Below are 20865 nucleotides of genomic sequence, written 5' to 3' on the forward strand. Positions count from 1 at the left end.
CAATGTTTTATTATAAAATAATGCAGAATGGTATATAAAAATCTCAATAAAAAGATACGACCCTGATCCCCCGCTGCATTACAAATCTATTAGCCGCAGCCTAGGATATGAGTGGGGTAATTAACCTACCACACGAGGAACACAGAGCCGTACTATCATTAACTGCAAAGTATATATATACCTGCAACTGACGACAACTAAGGATCTCCTAAGACATATAAACGACTTAAATATTGTAATGCAATACAAAGGTGAACATAAAATCCGAGAAAACCAAAGCACCAAGCATTATTCTTATAGCAAATGCACATTATATATCGCCTAAGATAAAATGACTGATATTTTAAAGAATTGAATCTAAACAGAAAAATCACCTTTGAAACACAATGTAACAAAGGTGATTTATTTGCACTAATTTCATTTCAAGATATTATTCCCGAAAGCTACTCTTTATTTTTCTGCGGTACTTCAATCCCCTCCGGCCATATAGCAGTTGTATAAGCCACAGCATCATTTCCATTACCGGTCAAGTCTTTTGCAATGTTATTTCCTTTACCTTCGTTGAACTTCCAGTAAGCTTTCAAACCAGTAGTTCGGGGATCAACATCATACATATTCCTGTAAATTTCTTCTTGTGAACGGAGCACATTCCATATACGTACTTCACAAATCTCTCCATTTAATTGCCGACTCATATCGTCGGGGTCTCCATAAGAGTGTCCTATCTTAAACATAAAGTCTCCTTTCTTCTGTTTTCCAAGGTTTATGGCTTCCCCATTTCCGTAATCGTCAACGCGGCTCTGCTCTTTGCCATCTACATACATAATAGCAGCCTTTGTCTCTGTGTCATAAGTAACGGCAACATGATACCACTCACCAGGTTGCAACAGTTTACCATCATTGGCATTTGGAAATTTCATTTCATTAGCCGCAAATTGCAATTGCTGTCTAGGAAAGCCAGAATCACCAAAACGTAACAAACAATATTGCTCAATACCCATAATGGATGAGATTTCGGTAAGAGGATCAAATCTATTCACTCGAACAACAGCTTCGAAAGTAAGTTGCTTCAATCCGTTTACTACATTAGCAGTAGGACTACCGGCAACAAATCCCGGTATCTCAAAATAATTGTTAGCAAGACTGACAGCAGTAGTTATAGCACTGGAACGACGCACTATGTAACAGATATTTTTAGAGCCGTCCAATATACTCATCCCTCCTGATGCTTCTCCAATAGTAACAGGTAATAGAAAGCTAGTGTCAATATCCAAGTCTATCAGGTTGGAAAATTCAATAGTGACCATTTCTGAATCTACATTTCCTTTAGGAATGACAACGTGCTGGGTAGAAAACTTATAATACTTAGCATCCAACATTGCATAATTATTCCCTAAACGTGCATTATAATAACTTATCAATGAAGGATCTGTCCGAAAGCTGACATCTATATCCTGCTCAGCAGGATATGCCAGTACAGCAGAAATCTGTTGCTGTCCATCCTGTTTAAGATTATTAAATGTGAAATTAGCTATATCCTTCACTTTCGCCGCATCAATATATACACTATTACCAAAAGGAGATTCCTTAGTATAATCTTTGTTGTCACAACCTGTTATTAATAACAGGAAAACCATGACCAAACAATTATTACTTATTTTCATTATATTCTTGTTTTGAATTATCAGACTCATTATATCTTAGTTTTAAGATTCATTTCATTTCTCACATTCCGGACGGACGTACCCATCCTTTTGAATACACATTATACATCTGGCGCAAAAGCCAGTCCAACGGTTTATAGGTATAAGAATACTCACCGGAAATAAATCCCCAATCATAAGGAGGATAGATGGATTGCCCCCAATAAGCACCATCATCCATCATAGCGTTAATGCCATCTCCTATCGCGATATCGTTCACCATTCCTTCATACATATTTTGCTCATTGGCTGTAAGATCAAACGCATATACAACAATATTATTTTTTTTACGCTTATTCATTTTCCAATCCACCATCCTATATTGCGATTTATCTCTCAAAGGATTTTCTCCTTTTTCATATAATGGAATAACCAGACTTCCATAACATTCCGGTGCCAGCCCTATAATAGGTTTACGAGTATATTCACTATAAGGATGCTCTGCGTCCCATGGTTCTATAATCTGTACCACTTCTTTTCCACTATCATACGCATGCCACGCATAGTCTATATACTTACCTACCTCAATGCCGCCACATCGATTTACATCATAAAAATATTCAGTAGCTTCTCCCTTATCAACAACTGTCAGCAACTTTTCAGGAAGTGCATCCCGCAATGCTTTTATTAGTTTAGGATAAGAGACTGTATTCATAGCAAACATACCTTCCTTGTTATAAGTACTCACTTTGTCCCAGAGATTTATTCCATCCAAACGATAAAGTTCTACCACATTTTTCACCTGTTGAACAAAATCTGCAAGCTGCATATCGTTTAAATTACAAAAGCCAAATCCTTTATTACCATTTTCAATGCTAAGACATACTTTACGTCCGTGTTCCTGAAGCGGACGAATAAACTTATCCGCCTTTTCCAACACATCACGTATATCACTACTCAAATTGAGCAGTGCACGTCCTGTTGCAGACTCATAGTCCATTGTCACAATTCGTAGATTCACGATACTACCTATATTATGTAAAGTTTGAGTATAATCTATCTGATTAATTTTTTGAATTCCATAAACATCAGCTATCAACGGTTGATAAGTTGAAGTATTCACATAGAAAACAACAAATGCATCAGGTAGCATTGGCGGCATATCTATTTGTTCATACTGGTTATTAGGATAACAAGTCGTTATTCTTTTCCGAATATTCACAATATAATAAAGCACCTGTTTCTTAGTATCCACCTTTACTCCTGTAGGTATTTCTTCCATAGTTAATGGCAAAAGATATGGAGTATCAGTATTCAGTCCGGCTGTGGATATAGTAAATTTGATTTTGGCAGATTTTTGTTCTCCAGCATCTATTGAAAGAACTCCGCCATTTTCGAACTCCACATTCCCAGCCGGCAATGTATTCAATTTGGAATTGTTTTCCTCATTATAATCTTCTACAAGCTTCTCGTTTACAACGGCTGTGACAGTCAACCTGCTTCCGGCTGATTGTGACAGTGAATAGAATATTTCCTCTGTGGCAGATTCGTCCCCTTCCGTCAACTCAATAAATGCTTTATTAGTCAATGTAGTTGTGTTACGCAGGGCACCTGCAATATTATCCATAGCCGTCTCGTCAGGCATTCTGTCCGCATTCATTGAGATAGTCTCTTCGGTACACCCTGTTACTCCTATTTTCAGTAACAATACTAATATAAAATGTATGATAAGATTCTTTTTCATATTAATTCTTTTTTATTTCGATGGGTTCATTAGTTGAATAGCCGTTCGTGTAATCTCGTAATTCCTTATCGGGCTATAATAATCATTGCCTATAGCATAAATTCCCAATCCAGCTAATGGACCAAGAGCAACCACACGGTCAGTCATTAAAGTTACAGCCTCTTGTTTTACACCAGTCTCATCAATTACTTGTCCGCCCATTTGAACAGATAACAATAATTTATCTTTAGACAATAAACTATTGGCAAGAATCCCCGTCACCTGCAATTTCAAATCGGTAACATTGGTCAACTCTGCAGTATTCAACACAATATAATTCAATTTGTCAAAGTCTGCTTCATCAACGAAAGCCGGATTTCCTTCCAATACCAATAATTTATCCTGTCCCGTAGCAGTAGATAATTTAGAAACAATCAGCCGTGATTTCTCTTTATACGATGCCAATTCAGCATCAGTTCCATTATAGAGCGGAAGACCGGTAAAAGCAAATCCGTCCAGATTGAGTTCGGCCGACGTAGCAATTTCTTTATCCAACCAACTATTTAATGCCGTGATATCTGTTAAGGAAGAGGCGTGAGCTACATAATCTATCAAATAAAGCACCCGGATACTCTTTTCCTGCAATAGAGGGATATCCTCCCGATCATAATCAGAGATTTGATGAGAATTACCCAAGGTCACAATATCCAACGAATCCGGCAATGACCGAAGATAACTACCTTCATTTAGCGATTTTTCCGGAGAATTATCAAAGTGCGCATATGACAAGTAATGTTCACTTTGTTTGTAGGTACGTAATGCCTGCATATAACGCGCCCATAGTTCCGGATTCTGTTCTTTCGCACTATTAATATCAATATCTACAATTTCAGGTTCATTCCAGTCATCACAAGCAACAGGCAATAAAAAAGCCGTTAAAAACAGAAGACTATAAATGAATTGTTTATATATTATTGTTTTCATATAAATTCTTTTTCATTCTTTTATTCGTATTCAAACTCTCTCGTCAATTGAGATAAGATTTCTTATCCCACCACAATCTCGTTCCCCCATTGTCAGGACCTCCTAACATACCTATCGCCAAATTGATATTCGAAAGATTTTCAGTATATTCTGTAGGCGGATACCACAAACGACGGATCATATACTCGGAACTGATGCTACCACCACTTTTGTTTTCTATAACCGGCATAAGATGAGGATATCCTGTACGACGGAATTCACTCCATGACTCAACACCTAAAGGGAAATTAGCAATCCATTTTTGAGTGATGATACGTTCAAGATTACGTTCAAAATTATCCGCACCATCTTCCCAAGCAATAGTAATAGTACTTCTCGGACCTTCCCAATCAGTATAGGCAAATGTCGGATCATTGTACGCTTCCGGAGTGTCAGTCGAATTCTTCGCATAGGTTTCAGAACCCGACAGACCATATTGTTCAAAAGAAAGGGCTATCGCCATATTATATAAATCTTTAGCTTCCCCACCCATATTCCAGCCTCGCAAGGCACCTTCGGCACGTAAGAAAGTGATTTCTGCGGCATTCATCCATAAAAAAGGACTGGTACTGCTGATAATCGGTATGCTGTATGCATTTACCATCTCATCCTTGGTAGTCACATCAATGCCAATACGAATACCCGCGTATCCATCAACCTCTTGCGGTTGGAAGTTTTCATCATATACAGTCATTTTCACTGTAGTGAACATCTTTTCCCGACGCGGATCTTTATAACCATTCATATATGAGATAATATCAGCCCCCGCACGCTGGTCATTCCAGTCATTAAAAATCATAGCAACCCTATTTTCTTCCACTTTCAAGAAAGCGTTATCATTTATTTCCATCATTACGCCTGCCGTTACAGCTCCTTCGGCTATTCGTTGTATTTCCGCCTGCATTTCCGGTACATAAGTCAAGCGCATGGCCATACGCAATTTGAGTGAATTAGTAAATTTGAGCCATTTGGAAAGATCGCCTTGATATACATCATCAAATTTACGAAAAGCTTCCGCACTCAAATTGAGATTATCCCTAAGGACATCACTCACTTCGTCCAATTCACTGAACATTTGCTTATATACCTCTTCCTGCGAATCATAAGGTACGGTAAGAGAAACCTTACCTGTTTTAGAAATGATTTTTGAATAAGGAATCGGACCGTACATATCTGTCACACGCTGCATGATGACCACACGAAACAGTTTTCCCAGTGCCAACGCCACAGGATCGTCTGTTTTGTCCAACAAGTCCCGATAAAACGGATAAGTACGGGTGACTAAATCGGAAAAAGGAGCTTCTTGCCAATCTATTGGCGGATTATACGTTTCAAACTTAGCCGTCCATTCTACAGTACAACCAATGTAACCGGCAAACGCACCTGCGCCAAGTGCTTCAACAAACTGATAGAGATGTTCTTCCGTAGGAATCACCAACCCTTGTAATCCTTTAAGACTGGCGCCTACGTTATAACTTTCACGCCCCAGTTCTTCTTTGTCAACCTGATAATCCTTCCGGTTGATTTTATCGAAATTATCCGTACAAGCGTAACCGACAATAAGCAATAGTGCTAGCGAAAGCAATTTTATGATAGATGTTATATATTTCATAGTAACTACTTTTTATCTGTTAAAAGTTGATTTTCACATTCAAACCGACATTACGGGTACTCGGCAACATGAAAAAGTCGATCCCTTGATAATAGTTACCAGTCGTTGCAACGGCTTCCGGATCAAAAGGAGCTTTATTATAAATCATACAGAGATTGCGTCCCACAACAGACAACTGAATATCGCATACATCATGCAACCATTTACGTGGAAGCGTGTAACCGATAGCCGCCTCCTGCAATCGAATATTGGTAGCACTATAAGTATAATACTGTGGCAGACCACTTTGTGAACCGATAGCCGTGAACCATGTCTGTGCATCCACTCTATTACGTCCATTCACTAATACCCCACCATTATCACGGGCAACCGCCGAACTTTCAGACACCCCATATTGATCCATAGCCGCTGCAGTAGCCGAATAAACAATACCGCCTATACGCGCAGTAACTAAAGCACTTATATTAAACCCTTTCCATGAAAACTGATTGTTCCATGCCAAATTACATTTAGGGAAAACACTTCCTAATTTAATATCAGGTCGATTATTCACTGTTACTAACGTACCCGCAGGAGAAATTTCTACCATTCCATTGTCGTCCCGCTTCAAATCAGACTGTGTGTAAAGGTCACCCAGCGAACCTCCTGTTTTCAAAATGAATTTGGCTTTTCCGAGTCCGCCTACATCCAGCCGATCTTTATTTATAGACTCACCAGTCTCCGGATGTATATAGTCCTTTACTAATTCTATAATTTTGTTCTTGTTATGGCTTAATGTAAAATTACTTTGCCAGCGAAAATCTTTCTTCCATGTATGTCCATAACCAAATGAAAGCTCTACTCCCTGGTTACGTACATATCCTGTTTGAAGATAAATGGTGGTATATCCAGATGACACGGAAATTTTCGGATCGAACGTTTGATTAAACGTATTAGCCAAATACCATGACAAACTAAGATTAAAGTCCTTGAAAAGCCGCATATCCAAGCCTAATTCCCATGAATCGGTCCGTTCAGGTTTAAGGTCACCAATGGGATAATGTGTTTTCGGCTTCCACGTTTGAGTAGTTTCGTCATACTCAAAAGTAGGCGATGTCAAGTTACGAGGATAAGGCATACCCACCGAACTAAACGAACTGCGCACTTTCAGATAATCAACGAAAGAAGGTAGTTTCACCATTTCAGAGACGACAGCCGAAAGTCCAATTGACGGATAAAAGAAACAAGTAGAAGATGAGTTTGCCAACTGTGACGCCCAGTCATTACGTCCGGTCAGCGTAAGATAAAACATACTCTTCCACCCTACTTCAGCACTGGCAAATATAGACTGCGTCTGCTCTTCCCATTCATCCTGACGTGCTTTCTTCTGAGTATTGTCAAGATCAAACACATTAAAAACATTGGGAATACCATTGGCACGTATCGGTCCACGATAACTCAATTCGTCATACTTATTATCTACGATGCTCGCCCCGATATTGACCACAATAGAATAATCACCCAAACGTTTATTTATATTTGCCAACGCATCAGCATACACTTGTGTTTCGTCAGGTTTAGATATAGCATAAAATCCCTGCGCACTACCTTCAGTAAGAGTAGTATTGGAACTTGCATATAATTTTTGTTCATATTTGGTACTGGAATTATCAACCCGAACACGCCCTGAAATATTCAGCCAGTCTGTAATATCATAACTTAAAGAGGCAGACAGCATATAACGCTTCTTGTCATTCGTCCGTAAATTGCGATAAGCGATCCAATAAGGATTCTGCATCCGCAAGTCTCCTTCCCCTTGAGGCCAAAACATGGTTTTAATCTTACGGGCCGGATCCCAACGTTCGAACACTTTTATCAAATTAAAGTCGTCGCCACGTGGAAACAAATAAACAGGAACTATCGGATTTGAGTAAGCACCTTGATTAGTCATATTGCGGTCATTCTGAATAATATAACTTGCACCTACATCAAGCTTCATCCTGTCATTCAGAAAGTTTGTAGTGTTACGGAAGGTGAAATTAAAACGGTTGTAACGGTTGTTCGGTACAATCCCTTCCGAATTAACCGCAGCAGCAGAAAAGAAGGTCTGATTCTTATCTGTTCCCGTTGATAATGTAACGGAGTTGGTATAAGTTATCCCCGTATCAAAGAAATCACGTGGTTCATAGTTTCTACGAGATGCGTCATTTAATAAAGTCCCCCAACTCAACGTAGTAGAATTACCTGCTTTTCCCGAACTGCCTGTACCATAGCGATTTTGAAAATGTGGAAGTACGAATGGTTTAGCGAATTCGGTATTACTAGACACAGAAACCTGCAATTTACCAACTTTGCCACGTTTCGTATTAATAACGATGGCTCCATTTGCCGCATTACTTCCATAAAGGGCGGCAGCTGTTGCTCCAGTTAGCACTGAGATACTTTCAATGTCATCCGGATTGATGTCGGCAATGCTTTCAGTCACTCCCTGTGAACCATTCTCCATGCTACCGCCACCTCCGAAATTAAACATGGGAATACCGTCAATAACATACAATGCATTACTGCTTTGTTCAATCGACTTTGTACCACGCATCACCACCTTACTAGCTCCACCTACTCCTGAAGAACTACTGTTGATATTAACTCCTGCGACTTTACCATTCAGGCTATTAATAAAGTTTGCATCCTTGACATTTGTCAACTGGTCGGATTTTACCTGTTGTACATTGTAACTCAGAGCCTTTTGTTCCCTCTTGATACCCAAGGCAGTTACAACGACTTCATTTAGCGCCTCTACGTTAGCAGACATTTGTATATTGTATACATTCTTATCTGTTATTTTTACATAAGACGAAATATAGCCAATATAAGTAAAGCTTAATATACTACCTATAGAAGCTTTTATGACGTACTTACCCTCCAAATCAGTAACAGTTCCATCATCAGTCCCTTCTACCCGTATATTTACTCCTATCAGAGGTTCATTTTTCTCATCAACAACCCTGCCTGTTACCTGTTTAATAACCACAGCTCCTGTTTTGGGTTGAGGAATAATATTAATATAATTTCTTTTAATTCCATAAGTAAATCCTGTTCCTTTAAGGATAATCGAGAGGGCTTTTTCCAAATCAATATTTTTCAAATTGAGATTAATAGCCGGTTTATCAATTAATTGCGAATCGTTATATCCTACTGAAAGCTTTGATTGCTTCTCCACTTCTTTCAGTGCTTCAATAACAGTTATATTTTCTTTTTGAATAGTAATTTTCATACCACCTTGGGCAAAAGCTGTAGCTTGTATTACAACCATAAATAAAAACAACACAAATCTTATCCCTTTTGCCTTCTTATCATTTTTCAATGTATAACTGTGTAACATGAATTTTAAGTATTAGTTTGCTAACTTTTTTATTCGCAACACATGTCTATCTGTTTTAATTTTCGATTTCATATCCAAGGCAGAAAGATTCCTGGCATAGATACTTTTTCACATATATCTTTATTATTAAGCAGTGCCTATCAACAAATGAAAGGCATCTGCAGTTTGTATATTCAGGTTAATTTATAAAAGACCGGAAGTGTCCTTCTCTGAAAGTCTATCACTTCCAGTCTTCAATTCATTCACATGGAGCGTCCTGATATCTTAATAATTCTTCGCATAGATAGTCGTCGTACGAGATACGGTCTTGCCTCCCCAAACTCTTGAAGCAAAGTTATTCATTAAGCTTGTTTGACCGGACTCGCGTAGATTGAACATCATAATGGCGCCATAGCCACTATAATTTGCAGCGCTACTTTGTATCACACCTGCACTTGGCCTACCATCCGTACAGTGTATTGACATCTTTGCCCATTTGCTATTCCCTAATCCGGCCGAAGTACTCCAATCCGCTCCGAAATCAGGCCACATGTAACTAATGGCATTCATTGTAGTCGCATCAAAATTTGTATAACCACCAAAACTGAATACTGTAATCAGTTTATCAGGCAACAACTGACGTACTCTTTTTACAAGATTTCCAAAAATCGTAGTACTTGGTGAAGGCAAATTAGAAGGTGCCTTCCAATAGTCTGCATATTCATCGTCAAAATCCACACCATCTAAATTGTATTGCTTAACACAAGCGGCAATCTGTTGTGCAAAACGTTCAATCATGGCCGGTGTCAAGTTACAGAACCCCACTCCGGTGTGATCACCTAACAGCCCTAAAGAGACTCTGATACCTTTCTGTTGTAAAGGAGCGATAAGCGTACCAGCGTTGGTCAATATATGAGACTGATTATTATTATGATACAATTGAACAGTACTAGCCGTACCCCGAATATTAGAAGCAAACAGAATCACATTATCAATCACCTGTTCTTGCGGCTCCGTACCTGTAAAATAGTACTCTCCTGCATTTAGAGGATTTACATCATTAGTTTCAATATAAGTAGTCAACTTCGGCATCTTGTCGCTGACGCTGCGAGTAGCTGGCGAAATCCCTTGTTGTTGTGTCTCTGCCATGTAATCATCATTACTACAACTTGTGATCAAAGTTCCTGTCACCATTGCTACAACGAGTAACAAGAAGTATTTCAAATTTTTCATATAGTATTACTTTTTATATGGTTACTATTTCACTTAGGTAATTCGTTCTAAAAGTTTAATAATTCCTCCTTTCTCCGTTTTAGTTATTCGACATACCTTCCACCGCTTTAACTTTCTAATATCAAAATTATTTCTGCATAATATAGCATTTATCATGTTCTATCTTAAAACATAAATCTCCTGCTACATCAACAATAACATCCATAACTTCAGACAAAGGTGGATTATCTTTAAACCTGAAACTATAACGATCATTCTTTAAGCTATGCTGATTATAAAAGAACTTACAATCGTACTTACGTTCCAATATCGTTATAATCTCCGTTATAGTCTTTCGATTAAATACCAACTCACCTTTTTGCCATGCTGTCACATCTTTCATATCAGGATAAGTCAGAGTATCTTGACGGCTCTTCCTATTATACACCAATTGTTCATTTGGCTTAAGCAACTTCTTTTTGCCCAAGTCGTCAAATTCCACAAGAACACTCCCTGTTATTAGAGTTGTAAAAACATTATTATCTTCAGTATATGCGGATACATTAAACTCGGTTCCCAAAGCTGTTATTTGAAAATCATTGGTTTTGACAATAAACGGTTTGTTTTTATTAGCTTTTACTTTAAAATTAGCTTCGCCAATTAGAAAAACACTACGGTACTTTCCTGTAAATTGTTCGGGATATAATAACATACTCCTCGAATTCATGCTTACCCGACTTCCGTCAGGCAAAAAAAAGGTCTTCATCTGAGTGCCCGATATGCATTGCTGAGTTATTCCTGAATCGTCTTTTTCTGCCTTACAAAGCAGATATCCTAAAGATATAGATACTATTAATAATATAACAGCTACCGATTGCCACAATCGCATAAACAGTTTTTTATCGGACTTTTGCTGAGGTTGAACATGTGTAAGATTGTTATCTAACTTCCAACGTTCCAGTGATTTCTCCAGGTCGAATACTTTTCCTTTTTTTCTTGCTTCTAGATAAAGCTCCTGTAATGCTTCATCCTTTTCTTTTTCATATTCATTATCAACCAACCACCTGTAAAACATTTGATTTGTTTGTTCCGAATAATTATGTCGGGCAAAAAGGGATAATATTTTCTGAAAATAATTCTTCATGTTATCATTATATTAGATTTTGAAATTTCATATATAACGATTGAAACATTCCAGCTACTTAAAGAAAATACAGGAAAAATAAAATTAAAATGATTCTCTTTAAAACTTGAAGCGACAAATATATCTGATGCTCTATTGTACGAACAGAAAGATGTAAGGATAATGCAATCTCCTGATTGCTCATATTATTGAAACGGCTCATCTCAAAAATCCTTCTGCGACGTTCAGGAAAGTTTTCAAGAGCCATTCTTATTATTAGTTGCATTTCTTTATAATAAAGCGAATTTAACGGATCTGAGAAGCCTAACAAATCCTTAATTGTACTTTTCTTTATTTGTTCCTCCCGATAATCATTTTCCAGTCTTTTGTGCTTGATAAAATCAAATGCTACATTTTTTGCCATAACGTATATATACCCTTCTTTTCCATCATTATTTTGCCACGTCTCAAAATTAGTCCATAATTTGGTAAATACATCTTGAGCCAAATCTTCCGCATCTGCTTCCGATTTAAGAAACGTATTGATAAAAAACTTCACTGAAGAGAAATGAGCTCTAAATATCATTTCAAACTGTTCTACTAAACAATGGTCTTGATTCATATAAGGTTACACTTTTGTTTGTGCTACCTTACAAAGATAGAGTAACTTATCTAGAATTAAAAGTAATAATGGTTTTATTTTCAATAAAATATAACTGGAATATTTCTTTGTTATCCCATAGGTGCTTAAAATAAAAATCAACCCAAGCGCTGTCTAATTAGACTTTTGTGAAATAGATTAACAGTAGATTATATTATACACTCTTTAGATACTCCTTTTATTTCGTAATAACCTCTTCTAATCCAATAGTATCATCTATATTCTGATGGTTTAATGCTAAAAGTGTCTTTGCAGCAAGTTCCGGTTTATCATCCGTTGTAAAAGCCGGATGATAAAATTTATATTGATAAAAGCCACCTTGATTAACGTAATAACTTTCCAATGCCACAAATCCAAATATTGGCACTTTGATAATATCTCCTTTTGATAGTTCAGACAATAAATATTTACTATCATTATTCATACATTGAACGAAGTTACAAAACAGATCAAAAGTCTCTTTAACAAGTAAAAGTGAAGTGTCACAAATACTCAGTTTATTCCGTTCTGCATCCCGAAGCAATTCACTCATAATCGTTTCTATTTCCTTTATAGTATTAGAAGATACCTTATTATCATCATTTAAAAATCGAAGCTGATAGAATAAATTAAGCAGAACAATCCTAACATCATTTGTTTGGATATGTCCCCATCTAAAATGCGCGAAAAGAAGCATTGCGTTTGTATAAAAACGCTTAAGCATTCCTTTCATTTTTGCCCTACAGTAAAAATCAGTATATTCAAATCCTTCAGTATATAAAATCGTCGCTTTACTAATGACGGACATAAACATAGACTGCATCGATGTTTTTGGGATATCATCATGTGTAAGCTCAAATAATATGATATGACTTGCTACTACTAATGCCGAATAATCATTTAAAGTCGCATAGAATTTTTGCCTGCCATACCCCATCGTCATTTTTCTATTGGGCATTTGAGCATTATAATGCTTATCCAACTTTCTTAGATAAAAATTTACCGTTTTCGATGTTCTTCTATGACGTTTCTCTTTTTGTTCTTCTGTTTCAGTAATATTAGCAACAGATATATCTTCCTGTTCTTTTTTTGTCAGATCAGAGGTAGTTTCATCCTCATAACCACGATCAAAAATCGCATTAAATAACTCCGCAATCAGAAGATTACTATTTGTCGATAATTCAGCCTTAAAATTTGAAGTAAGATAGTCGAATCGTTCTTTTGAAACTTTTTCATCAGCCTTGTTACGTCCATGAACATTAGCTTTGGGAGTTACGACTTTTGTAGACGATTCCCTATCTGTATCCAAAGTGATATATTGTAAAATACTAGCTAAATTATCATCCCATTTATTTGAAACCGCAATGAGATGTTTTAATTTACTATTCTTAATATTCGGATTATATTTTAAAATATCATCTTCATTAAGAATTGTATATCTATTTGATATTGGGCCGTCAATATTACTAATAACAACATGATGAGGTACTAATGAGATTTCTTGGACAGGTATATTTTTTCTGTATGGAATCCTTATACACTCATTGGAAATATCAAAAATATCTATATAACAATCTTCTGCACTACCATCAAGTTCTATCTCTAATTTATCATTGATAATCTGAGCAGATAATATATGTAAATGAAACACATCATTAGGCTTTTGGGCAATAGGACAAGGTTTATAATCTTGTAAATCACTTATACTCATCCCCTCTTCAGACAAAGTTATTCCCATTTCTTGTACAAAACTTCTTCCACTTGAATCGTAAAGAAACAATCCGACTTCATCATTATAAGCTTTTGAATTCAATCCTAAAGCATTTGAGGTAGCATTAGCACTTCCTATAAGTAAATATGTTCCTAAATTTGTTTCAAATTGGAATATCTTTGCGTGAAGCCTACGTGAATCCTTATATACATCACACCACTTATATATGCTTATTCGGGCATTTTGTTCGGAGAATGCATAAGGTACAGTACCATTATCCGGATCAATGATTAATTGAATTTCCTGAATATGGAACTCTCGGGACAATTTATCAAGACTTCCTCCATTTACATCGTAAAATGGAGATACAACAATTAGTCGAGTGACTATCACATTAATTAATTTGTTTCTTATTTGAGTATAAATACTATCACTTTCAATATTACATACAAAAGAAACTTCAATGCCGTCTTCTGTTATAACTGTTTCACTGACTGGGCTATCCGTATTCAAAAGTTTAGAAAGCCACTCTGAGTTCTCCTCCATCCACCCCAGTTGAATAGATAATAAACGAGGAAGATGAGGTAAAAAAGAACGAATATAAGCCCACACTTGTCTGAATAAAAAAGAGAAACGATTATTTTCTAAACTTATCTCAAATTCTCCCCAAACTTCATCATTAAGAGAAATTCCACTATATGTAAGGTTACCAGAGCCGATCAATAATAATCCTTGTTTTTCTCCGACTAAAAAAGATACCTTTGAATGGAAAACGCCCATACCGCTCCCAGGTTTCATTCTAATTAAAGTATAACCGAATGAACAATCTACCCCTTTAGGAAGTTCCTGCATTAAAGCATCGTATTGTCTTGAATCCATTAGTACCACGACATTCACAATCCCCACATTCCTCAATACGGGCAAGTAATATGCACCAAAGAAAACAGGATCAAATGTATAACAAGTCAGCACAGCTGAATGATACATTGTTGAATTGCCTTTTATCAGTTTTAATATGTTATGCGGACTTATCATGGTTCATTTTTTTTAGTATCTGTTTGCCGTATGGCGTTAAATGATCATTCTCTATTATACCAAGATCATTCAAGAATTCGATAAGAGTTTCTAATCGCGGAGAAGAATGCGTCGTATCCACATCAGCCAAATATCTGATATATCCTCCTTCCAAGGAGAATTTTTGCGTAGCTATCCCTGTAACTCGCATCTTACGAAATGCTTCCTGATAATGTCTATATATTATTTCCTCCACGATGAAATAGCGCAGAAAATCACCAAAAGACTCATTTGTTCTTTTACTAATATTTTGCATAAAAGTAAAGTAATTATCATTAGAAAGAGCTTGAAATGCATTTCTAAGAGATGCTAGTTCTTTTTGAATTTCCAAGTTTTGACGATAGTTATATAATAATTGTCTAATTCCAGCAGAAGCATCATCCTTCGGACTTTCTATATCATCTATTTTATCAATTACCTCGCAAAGTAATGTAGATTCCGGTACATCCAAATAATCACAAATAACCTGTACCATATCTTCTGTTATTATTTTAATTGAAACCCATCTTCCATTTTCTTTCTTCTTTAAGAATGTATCTATGAGTTCTTCAAAGACAAAAGAACTTTGATATTGCCAATCTTCATTTATAAAATAAGCATACCATCCCCATAGTGTGTTGTCCCGCACAGTCGAATTATGGAAACGACTATACATATAAGATACAAAATCCAAATCCCTTATTGGAGTTACTGCTGTATCCGCATATTCTAACAAATAAAAAATAGTCCTCTGACGATTTCTATCAGAAAATTCCTTGGTTGGATAATCAACATCAAGTAACAGTTCCACCAATAAACTTCTTTCTATACTATTCTCTGGAAACGAACGCATGTCAAAGGCAACAGAAAGCTCATTAAGTTCAGACTGTTTAACCACTCCAGACTGAACAATATATAAAAACTTATCCGCCTTATCCTTCGTTACAGATTCTTCGAATGATGCAGCTAAATCAATTCCTACACTCATTGGTTTATACAATGAAGTAGGCATATCATTAGCATCTTTAATAGAACCAATGATCCCTATATCAAGCAGTGAGCGAACATAGTACTGAGTAAAAACACCGCCCGGATTTTTCCAATATTTCTTATTTTCCCAATCACCATTCACACCAGCATCAAGCACATATTCGTTTTGCAGTACTGCTTTTTGTTTAATGGCATATGTACTTCCAGGTATTCCTGTCTTATCAGAATTGATTAATGCTAAAAGATATTCTGCTTTCTTATAATAAAACTGAAAATCTGAAACTTTAGCTTCTTCTATTCCTTCATAGAAGCGATTGAACAGCCAACAATAAAAACTATAATACCTAATTCTAGAAGACACATTATTGAGTCCTGGTAATAATTTGTTAAACAATTGCTCACCAATACTACGCATACCAAGTTGGTTGAGTCCAGCATTTATCTTAATACCTTCCCCCATGAATGGAACTTTTGATATAATTTTTTCCTTAGCCATAACTCAATCTTATTTGTGTCGCTATTTATTATTGTTGCTAACTGCTGGATATAATAACATTGATACAGAACCCAATTATCACTCAGGCTCGTCGTCAGATTCTTTAGCCAATCTTTCTTGCCAATCTTCATACAAGTCAGCCAAATTTCGGCCTTCACATGTCCAATGTCCTGTCGGCTGAGGCGCATATTTACAGTCCATCAATTTATGGGTAATGGCTGTAAGAGAAGTTTCTTTACCTTCAAATATTACTCTACGGGCAGATGCTACGATACAAGTATATTTGTCATCATGGAGATATACTAAAGTATCACCTTCCTTTAAACCCATTTCAAAGAAATTTAAAGCACAGCGTTTTTTCCGTTGATTGTTTTGTTCTTCTTCAGATATGTCATTTTCCATTTCCTTAACAACTTCAGCTGTGATATTACCTCGGTTGAAAAGCTTAAGTATACCAATCGCTTGCGATGGCTTTATTCGAAAAAACTCACGATTAGGATTGATACGTTGAGGTTCAAAAGCTTCATGTAGAGCTTGTTCCAATTCTTTAAAGCAATCTACTTTACAAGCATAAACACACTCAAATGGTTGAGGTACTCCTGTTGTATAAAGCTCTTTCAACCTATTATCCATATCTGCTCGGCTCGTCATACCAATTTTTACAATACCGGGCATGCATTCATTTGTTAATAAATAGACTATGCCTTTATTTTCTTCTTGTATCATAATTGAATTTCAATAATTAATCAATTAAACGTATCTTTCCAGTAAGTAATTGTTGCATCATACCTTGCTTCACTTGTTCATATTTGGATCGTTTCGTCTCTAGGGCTTCAATTTCTGCATCCATATCGGAAAGAATGGTAGCGATAGCAATTTGCTCGGCTTTTGAAGCAGGAGTACACAAAACAACATTCTCAACTTTTTCCTTATTTAAATTTTGAACACTACTACCTGCAGCCATCGACTTATACTGATTGTATACAAACTCAGAACTTAATATATAATATAAAAAATCTATATTATAATATTCCTGATATTCTTGAATAACTAACCAACCGTCATGAATACATCCATCAATATTTAGAATATATGGTCTACCAAAACTCATAGAGTTTGATAAAATAAAGTCTCCTTTATAAACTTTTCTCGAACAAGAAGCCCCAGACTGTTTAATCCGCTCTGCTGTTTTATTTATATATTTAGATTTAATAGTCACATCTCCAATCTTAATCCAATTTATACCATTAGCATCATCTGTTAAGAAATAACTTATTGGTCTTGGTGAACCACCTCTACATATATAAGATTTTTTTCCCAACCTTTCTTCCTCCCATGGTTCGGTAAATCCAGCAAGTCGTTTTTTAGCAGTAAGCAGTTGTTGCATGATTCCCTGTTTTATCAGTTTTTTCTTTTCTATCTTTTTATTTAAAACTAATAGTAAAGCGTCTATCTCACTAAGGGCTACAGCTATACGTTGCTGTTCCTTCAATGGTGGTAATAAAAGTTCCATTTCTGTTATCATTTCTTTTCGAACAGAATCTACTGAAGATTTAGCTGTCATTAGATGAACCCTATTATGGAATTTTTTAGAAAAGTACCAATAAAAGAATTTTCCATCTACATTATTTACAAAATGAGTCATCACATAAACTCGTTGATGAGCATCAAATTTTCCATCAATATAATGAAAAACCTTCCCCGTACCAACACCATCTCCGGCTGTTAAAACAGCCTCACAATCATATGAATACGAATTAATACGCTCTACTTCTTGAGAACGTACAAAAAATGGATATTTACCATATTCCACCCTATCTTGAGTATTACGACTTCCTGTACCAACATCACAGATCTTTCCCACATTAGATATTTCCCAATCTTCAGGAATCTCTTCAATATTCGTCTCCTTACACCTAGTATTAATCATCGTTCATAGAATTAAAATTTAAAACCCATTTCTTTCAAATGTTCCATTACCTTGCTCTCGTAATCTTTTAACTCTTTATCCAAATCCGCTAAAGTCTGTTCGTAACGTTCAGCAATGCCAATAACCTCCGAAGTCAGTTGTTGAGTAAGTTGTTGCATTTCACTATGAATCATTGAAGAAACAGCAGCCAACCATTTCTTATCAACCACCAACAGTTTTATTTCATTTTCCGTAAATGTAGCATACTTACCCTCAACAAGAAGCGTTAGTGTCTGTTTCTTTTCTTTTATTTCTTTATCAACTTCTTTCTTTTTTTTGTCGATAGCCTTATATTCCGGTGTTTTTTTAACCTCATCAATAATCCGTTTCAGTTCCTCTTCATCTTCTTCACCTATTTCTTCTTTTGCTTTATCCAACAACTCCTGCAATTGCGAAACATAAGTTTCACTAGTAGCCAACAGAGTTGAAATTGTGTCAATCTCAGCACTAAAAAACTCTTGAAGTACAATATTTACAGGCAAAAGGTCACATGACATATCCTCGTAGGTAGAGTTCTTTTTATCTCCTTTTAAAAGAGTAAGTTTCCAACCGTCACGCGAAATCATATAACAATCATCTTGCAATGTGTCATTCCAGTAAGTCATCAATTGCTGATAAGCATCGTAGGCATCTACCAAACTCTTATCTTTCTGCATAGCATCCTGTAAAGTTTGAGCCCACTTTTCAATCATTTCTTTAGGATTTATATCAATTCCCAAATTCAGCATACTAGGTCGCACCTCATTCGACCAATCGGTAATGGATTGCTCAAAATAAGATTGCTGATGTACAAAACTGTTTTCTTTCGCAATAAATGAAGCTACATCCTCTTTTTTCGGTTTTAAAGAGAAATACCCTTCCCTACCAGACAACGGCATGAATAATGCATCACGAAGTGAAGGACAAGCTTTCCAATACACTTCCATTTGGTCAATGTCGTGCTTAGGTAAACCACCATGTAAATGAGCATCAATATCTTGCTGTATTTCCGTATCACGGGCTGTTATATATCGAGGAATATTGAGATTATAATCATTCTTCTCAATAATCTCTTCCATCTTTACAAAACGTGCATAATGTAACACATCTTGGCGATTCTCCCAAGTATCGACTATCCGCTTGATATCCTGCTCACGTAAACGATTCTTTGCACCATCTTTAACAAAGCCATCTTTAGCATCAATAAAGAAAATACCTTCACGATTTGCAGCTCCCTTTTTATTGATAATCAGAATACAAGCAGGGATACCTGTTCCAAAGAATATATTAGCAGGTAATCCCACAATACCTTCTATGTAACCACTATCCACAATATGACGACGAATCGCATACTCAGCGTTTCCGCGAAATAAAACCCCATGAGGCAAAATACAAGCACCTCGTCCTGTTCCCGATTTCATAGAAGCAATAAGATGAAGAAGAAAAGCATAGTCTCCACATTTGGCAGGCGGGCACATATCCTTATTCCAACGATGATAAATATCATCTTCACCAACAGCTCCCAACCAGTCCTTTGTAGAAAAAGGCGGATTGGCTATACAAATATCAAATGTTTCCAGTGTACCTCCTGCTAAGAATTGAGGACTGTTAATGGTGTCAGCCTGCTCAATAGTAGCTGTATCTACTCCGTGAAGAAGCATATTCAATATGGCTAGAGATGCCGTAGCGTTATCTTTTTCCTGTCCAAACGGAGTTGCACCGTTTGGCGTTTCGCTAATAGCCCGAAGTAGTAACGAGCCCGATCCACAGGTAGGGTCATAAATAGTTGTTGATGGAGATGTAAATTCATTTAAATGAAGCATTTTTGCCATCGTACGGCTGACCTCGGCAGGCGTATAAAATTGCCCTTTACTTTTACCACTCTGAGCTGCAAAATTCTTCATCAGATATTCATAAGCATCCCCCAAAATATCATCATCAGCAGAACGGTTTTTACTAAAATCCAATGCATCCGTTTCGAAAACAGCGATTAGCTTTGACAAAGTATCAGTCATGTCTTTTGCTTTGCCAAACTTAGCCGGATCATTAAAATTAGGTAATGCCAGTTTGCTTAAGAATATAGAGTTCTCGGATTTGATAGCTTCCAACTTCTTATTAATAGCCTCACCAATGCCATCATGCCCTTTCAATGCCACAAAGTCAGAAAACCGACAGCCTGATGGGATCGTAAACAAACTGTTTTCATCATTACCTTTATCACTCAAGTATTTTACAAAAAGCATCATCAATACATAATCCTTGTACTGACTAGCATCCATAGAACCACGGAGTACATCACAGCTACTCCATAAAGTGCTGTATATTTGAGATTTCTTAATCGCCATTTATTT

The 20865-nt window shown here is 36.5% G+C and carries 13 protein-coding genes; all 13 read right to left on the reverse strand.

Annotated features, from left to right (window positions below; all coding sequences use genetic code 11):
• Positions 1-443: 443 nt before the first annotated feature.
• The 13 genes from DW862_RS06040 to DW862_RS06100 all read right to left on the reverse strand — a co-directional run bounded on the left by DW862_RS06040 (position 444) and on the right by DW862_RS06100 (position 20859).
• Positions 444-1694: a DUF1735 and LamG domain-containing protein gene (locus tag DW862_RS06040; protein WP_061447693.1), complete on the reverse strand. Its 1251-nt coding sequence runs from the start codon at positions 1692-1694 to the stop codon at positions 444-446.
• A gap of 31 nt (positions 1695-1725) precedes the next feature.
• Entirely contained in the window at positions 1726-3387 is a 1662-nt protein-coding gene (locus DW862_RS06045; protein ID WP_008021167.1) for a BT_3987 domain-containing protein, read from the reverse strand.
• Positions 3388-3399: 12 nt separating this feature from the next.
• Positions 3400-4350 carry a glycoside hydrolase family 18 gene (locus DW862_RS06050; RefSeq protein ID WP_120067473.1) on the reverse strand — a complete coding sequence of 317 codons (951 nt, stop codon included), beginning with the start codon at positions 4348-4350 and terminating at the stop codon, positions 3400-3402.
• Positions 4351-4393: 43 nt separating this feature from the next.
• The gene (locus DW862_RS06055; protein ID WP_120067474.1) at positions 4394-6001 is read right to left on the reverse strand and encodes a RagB/SusD family nutrient uptake outer membrane protein; all 1608 of its coding nucleotides are present in this window, start codon (positions 5999-6001) and stop codon (positions 4394-4396) included.
• Between the two features lie 19 nt (positions 6002-6020).
• Positions 6021-9362 carry a TonB-dependent receptor gene (locus DW862_RS06060; protein WP_120067475.1) on the reverse strand — a complete coding sequence of 1114 codons (3342 nt, stop codon included), beginning with the start codon at positions 9360-9362 and terminating at the stop codon, positions 6021-6023.
• A gap of 264 nt (positions 9363-9626) precedes the next feature.
• Complete coding sequence (locus DW862_RS06065; protein ID WP_120067476.1) at positions 9627-10574, reverse strand: glycosyl hydrolase family 18 protein; 948 nt, start codon at positions 10572-10574, stop codon at positions 9627-9629.
• 127 nt (positions 10575-10701) lie between these two features.
• Positions 10702-11697: a FecR family protein gene (locus DW862_RS06070; RefSeq protein WP_004310976.1), complete on the reverse strand. Its 996-nt coding sequence runs from the start codon at positions 11695-11697 to the stop codon at positions 10702-10704.
• Positions 11698-11755: 58 nt separating this feature from the next.
• The gene (locus DW862_RS06075; RefSeq protein ID WP_120067477.1) at positions 11756-12298 is read right to left on the reverse strand and encodes an RNA polymerase sigma-70 factor; all 543 of its coding nucleotides are present in this window, start codon (positions 12296-12298) and stop codon (positions 11756-11758) included.
• A 217-nt stretch (positions 12299-12515) separates the two neighbouring features.
• Positions 12516-15062 (reverse strand): phospholipase D family protein, encoded by a 2547-nt coding sequence (locus DW862_RS06080; RefSeq protein WP_120067478.1) that lies wholly within the window; start codon positions 15060-15062, stop codon positions 12516-12518.
• Positions 15046-16566, reverse strand: coding sequence for a hypothetical protein (locus DW862_RS06085; RefSeq protein ID WP_133304314.1), 1521 nt, complete (start codon positions 16564-16566; stop codon positions 15046-15048). The genes DW862_RS06080 and DW862_RS06085 overlap by 17 nt, the downstream gene beginning before the upstream one ends.
• Positions 16567-16644: 78 nt before the next feature.
• Positions 16645-17292, reverse strand: coding sequence for a GIY-YIG nuclease family protein (locus DW862_RS06090; protein WP_120067480.1), 648 nt, complete (start codon positions 17290-17292; stop codon positions 16645-16647).
• A gap of 16 nt (positions 17293-17308) precedes the next feature.
• The gene (locus DW862_RS06095) at positions 17309-18496 is read right to left on the reverse strand and encodes a restriction endonuclease subunit S (protein ID WP_120067481.1); all 1188 of its coding nucleotides are present in this window, start codon (positions 18494-18496) and stop codon (positions 17309-17311) included.
• A gap of 11 nt (positions 18497-18507) precedes the next feature.
• A complete protein-coding gene (locus tag DW862_RS06100; RefSeq protein ID WP_120067482.1) occupies positions 18508-20859 on the reverse strand; it encodes a class I SAM-dependent DNA methyltransferase in 2352 nt (783 codons plus the stop codon).
• Positions 20860-20865 lie beyond the last annotated feature (6 nt).

Source organism: Bacteroides sp. AM37-9 (genome assembly GCF_003603455.1).
Lineage (GTDB): Bacteria > Bacteroidota > Bacteroidia > Bacteroidales > Bacteroidaceae > Bacteroides > Bacteroides xylanisolvens.

Coding starts and splice junctions, on each gene's coding strand:
- DW862_RS06040 (WP_061447693.1), bottom strand. CDS start 1,694: ATGAGTCTGATAATTCAAAACAAGAATATAATGAAAATAAGTAATAAT.
- DW862_RS06045 (WP_008021167.1), bottom strand. CDS start 3,387: ATGAAAAAGAATCTTATCATACATTTTATATTAGTATTGTTACTGAAA.
- DW862_RS06050 (WP_120067473.1), bottom strand. CDS start 4,350: ATGAAAACAATAATATATAAACAATTCATTTATAGTCTTCTGTTTTTA.
- DW862_RS06055 (WP_120067474.1), bottom strand. CDS start 6,001: ATGAAATATATAACATCTATCATAAAATTGCTTTCGCTAGCACTATTG.
- DW862_RS06060 (WP_120067475.1), bottom strand. CDS start 9,362: ATGTTACACAGTTATACATTGAAAAATGATAAGAAGGCAAAAGGGATA.
- DW862_RS06065 (WP_120067476.1), bottom strand. CDS start 10,574: ATGAAAAATTTGAAATACTTCTTGTTACTCGTTGTAGCAATGGTGACA.
- DW862_RS06070 (WP_004310976.1), bottom strand. CDS start 11,697: ATGAAGAATTATTTTCAGAAAATATTATCCCTTTTTGCCCGACATAAT.
- DW862_RS06075 (WP_120067477.1), bottom strand. CDS start 12,298: ATGAATCAAGACCATTGTTTAGTAGAACAGTTTGAAATGATATTTAGA.
- DW862_RS06080 (WP_120067478.1), bottom strand. CDS start 15,062: ATGATAAGTCCGCATAACATATTAAAACTGATAAAAGGCAATTCAACA.
- DW862_RS06085 (WP_133304314.1), bottom strand. CDS start 16,566: ATGGCTAAGGAAAAAATTATATCAAAAGTTCCATTCATGGGGGAAGGT.
- DW862_RS06090 (WP_120067480.1), bottom strand. CDS start 17,292: ATGATACAAGAAGAAAATAAAGGCATAGTCTATTTATTAACAAATGAA.
- DW862_RS06095 (WP_120067481.1), bottom strand. CDS start 18,496: ATGATTAATACTAGGTGTAAGGAGACGAATATTGAAGAGATTCCTGAA.
- DW862_RS06100 (WP_120067482.1), bottom strand. CDS start 20,859: ATGGCGATTAAGAAATCTCAAATATACAGCACTTTATGGAGTAGCTGT.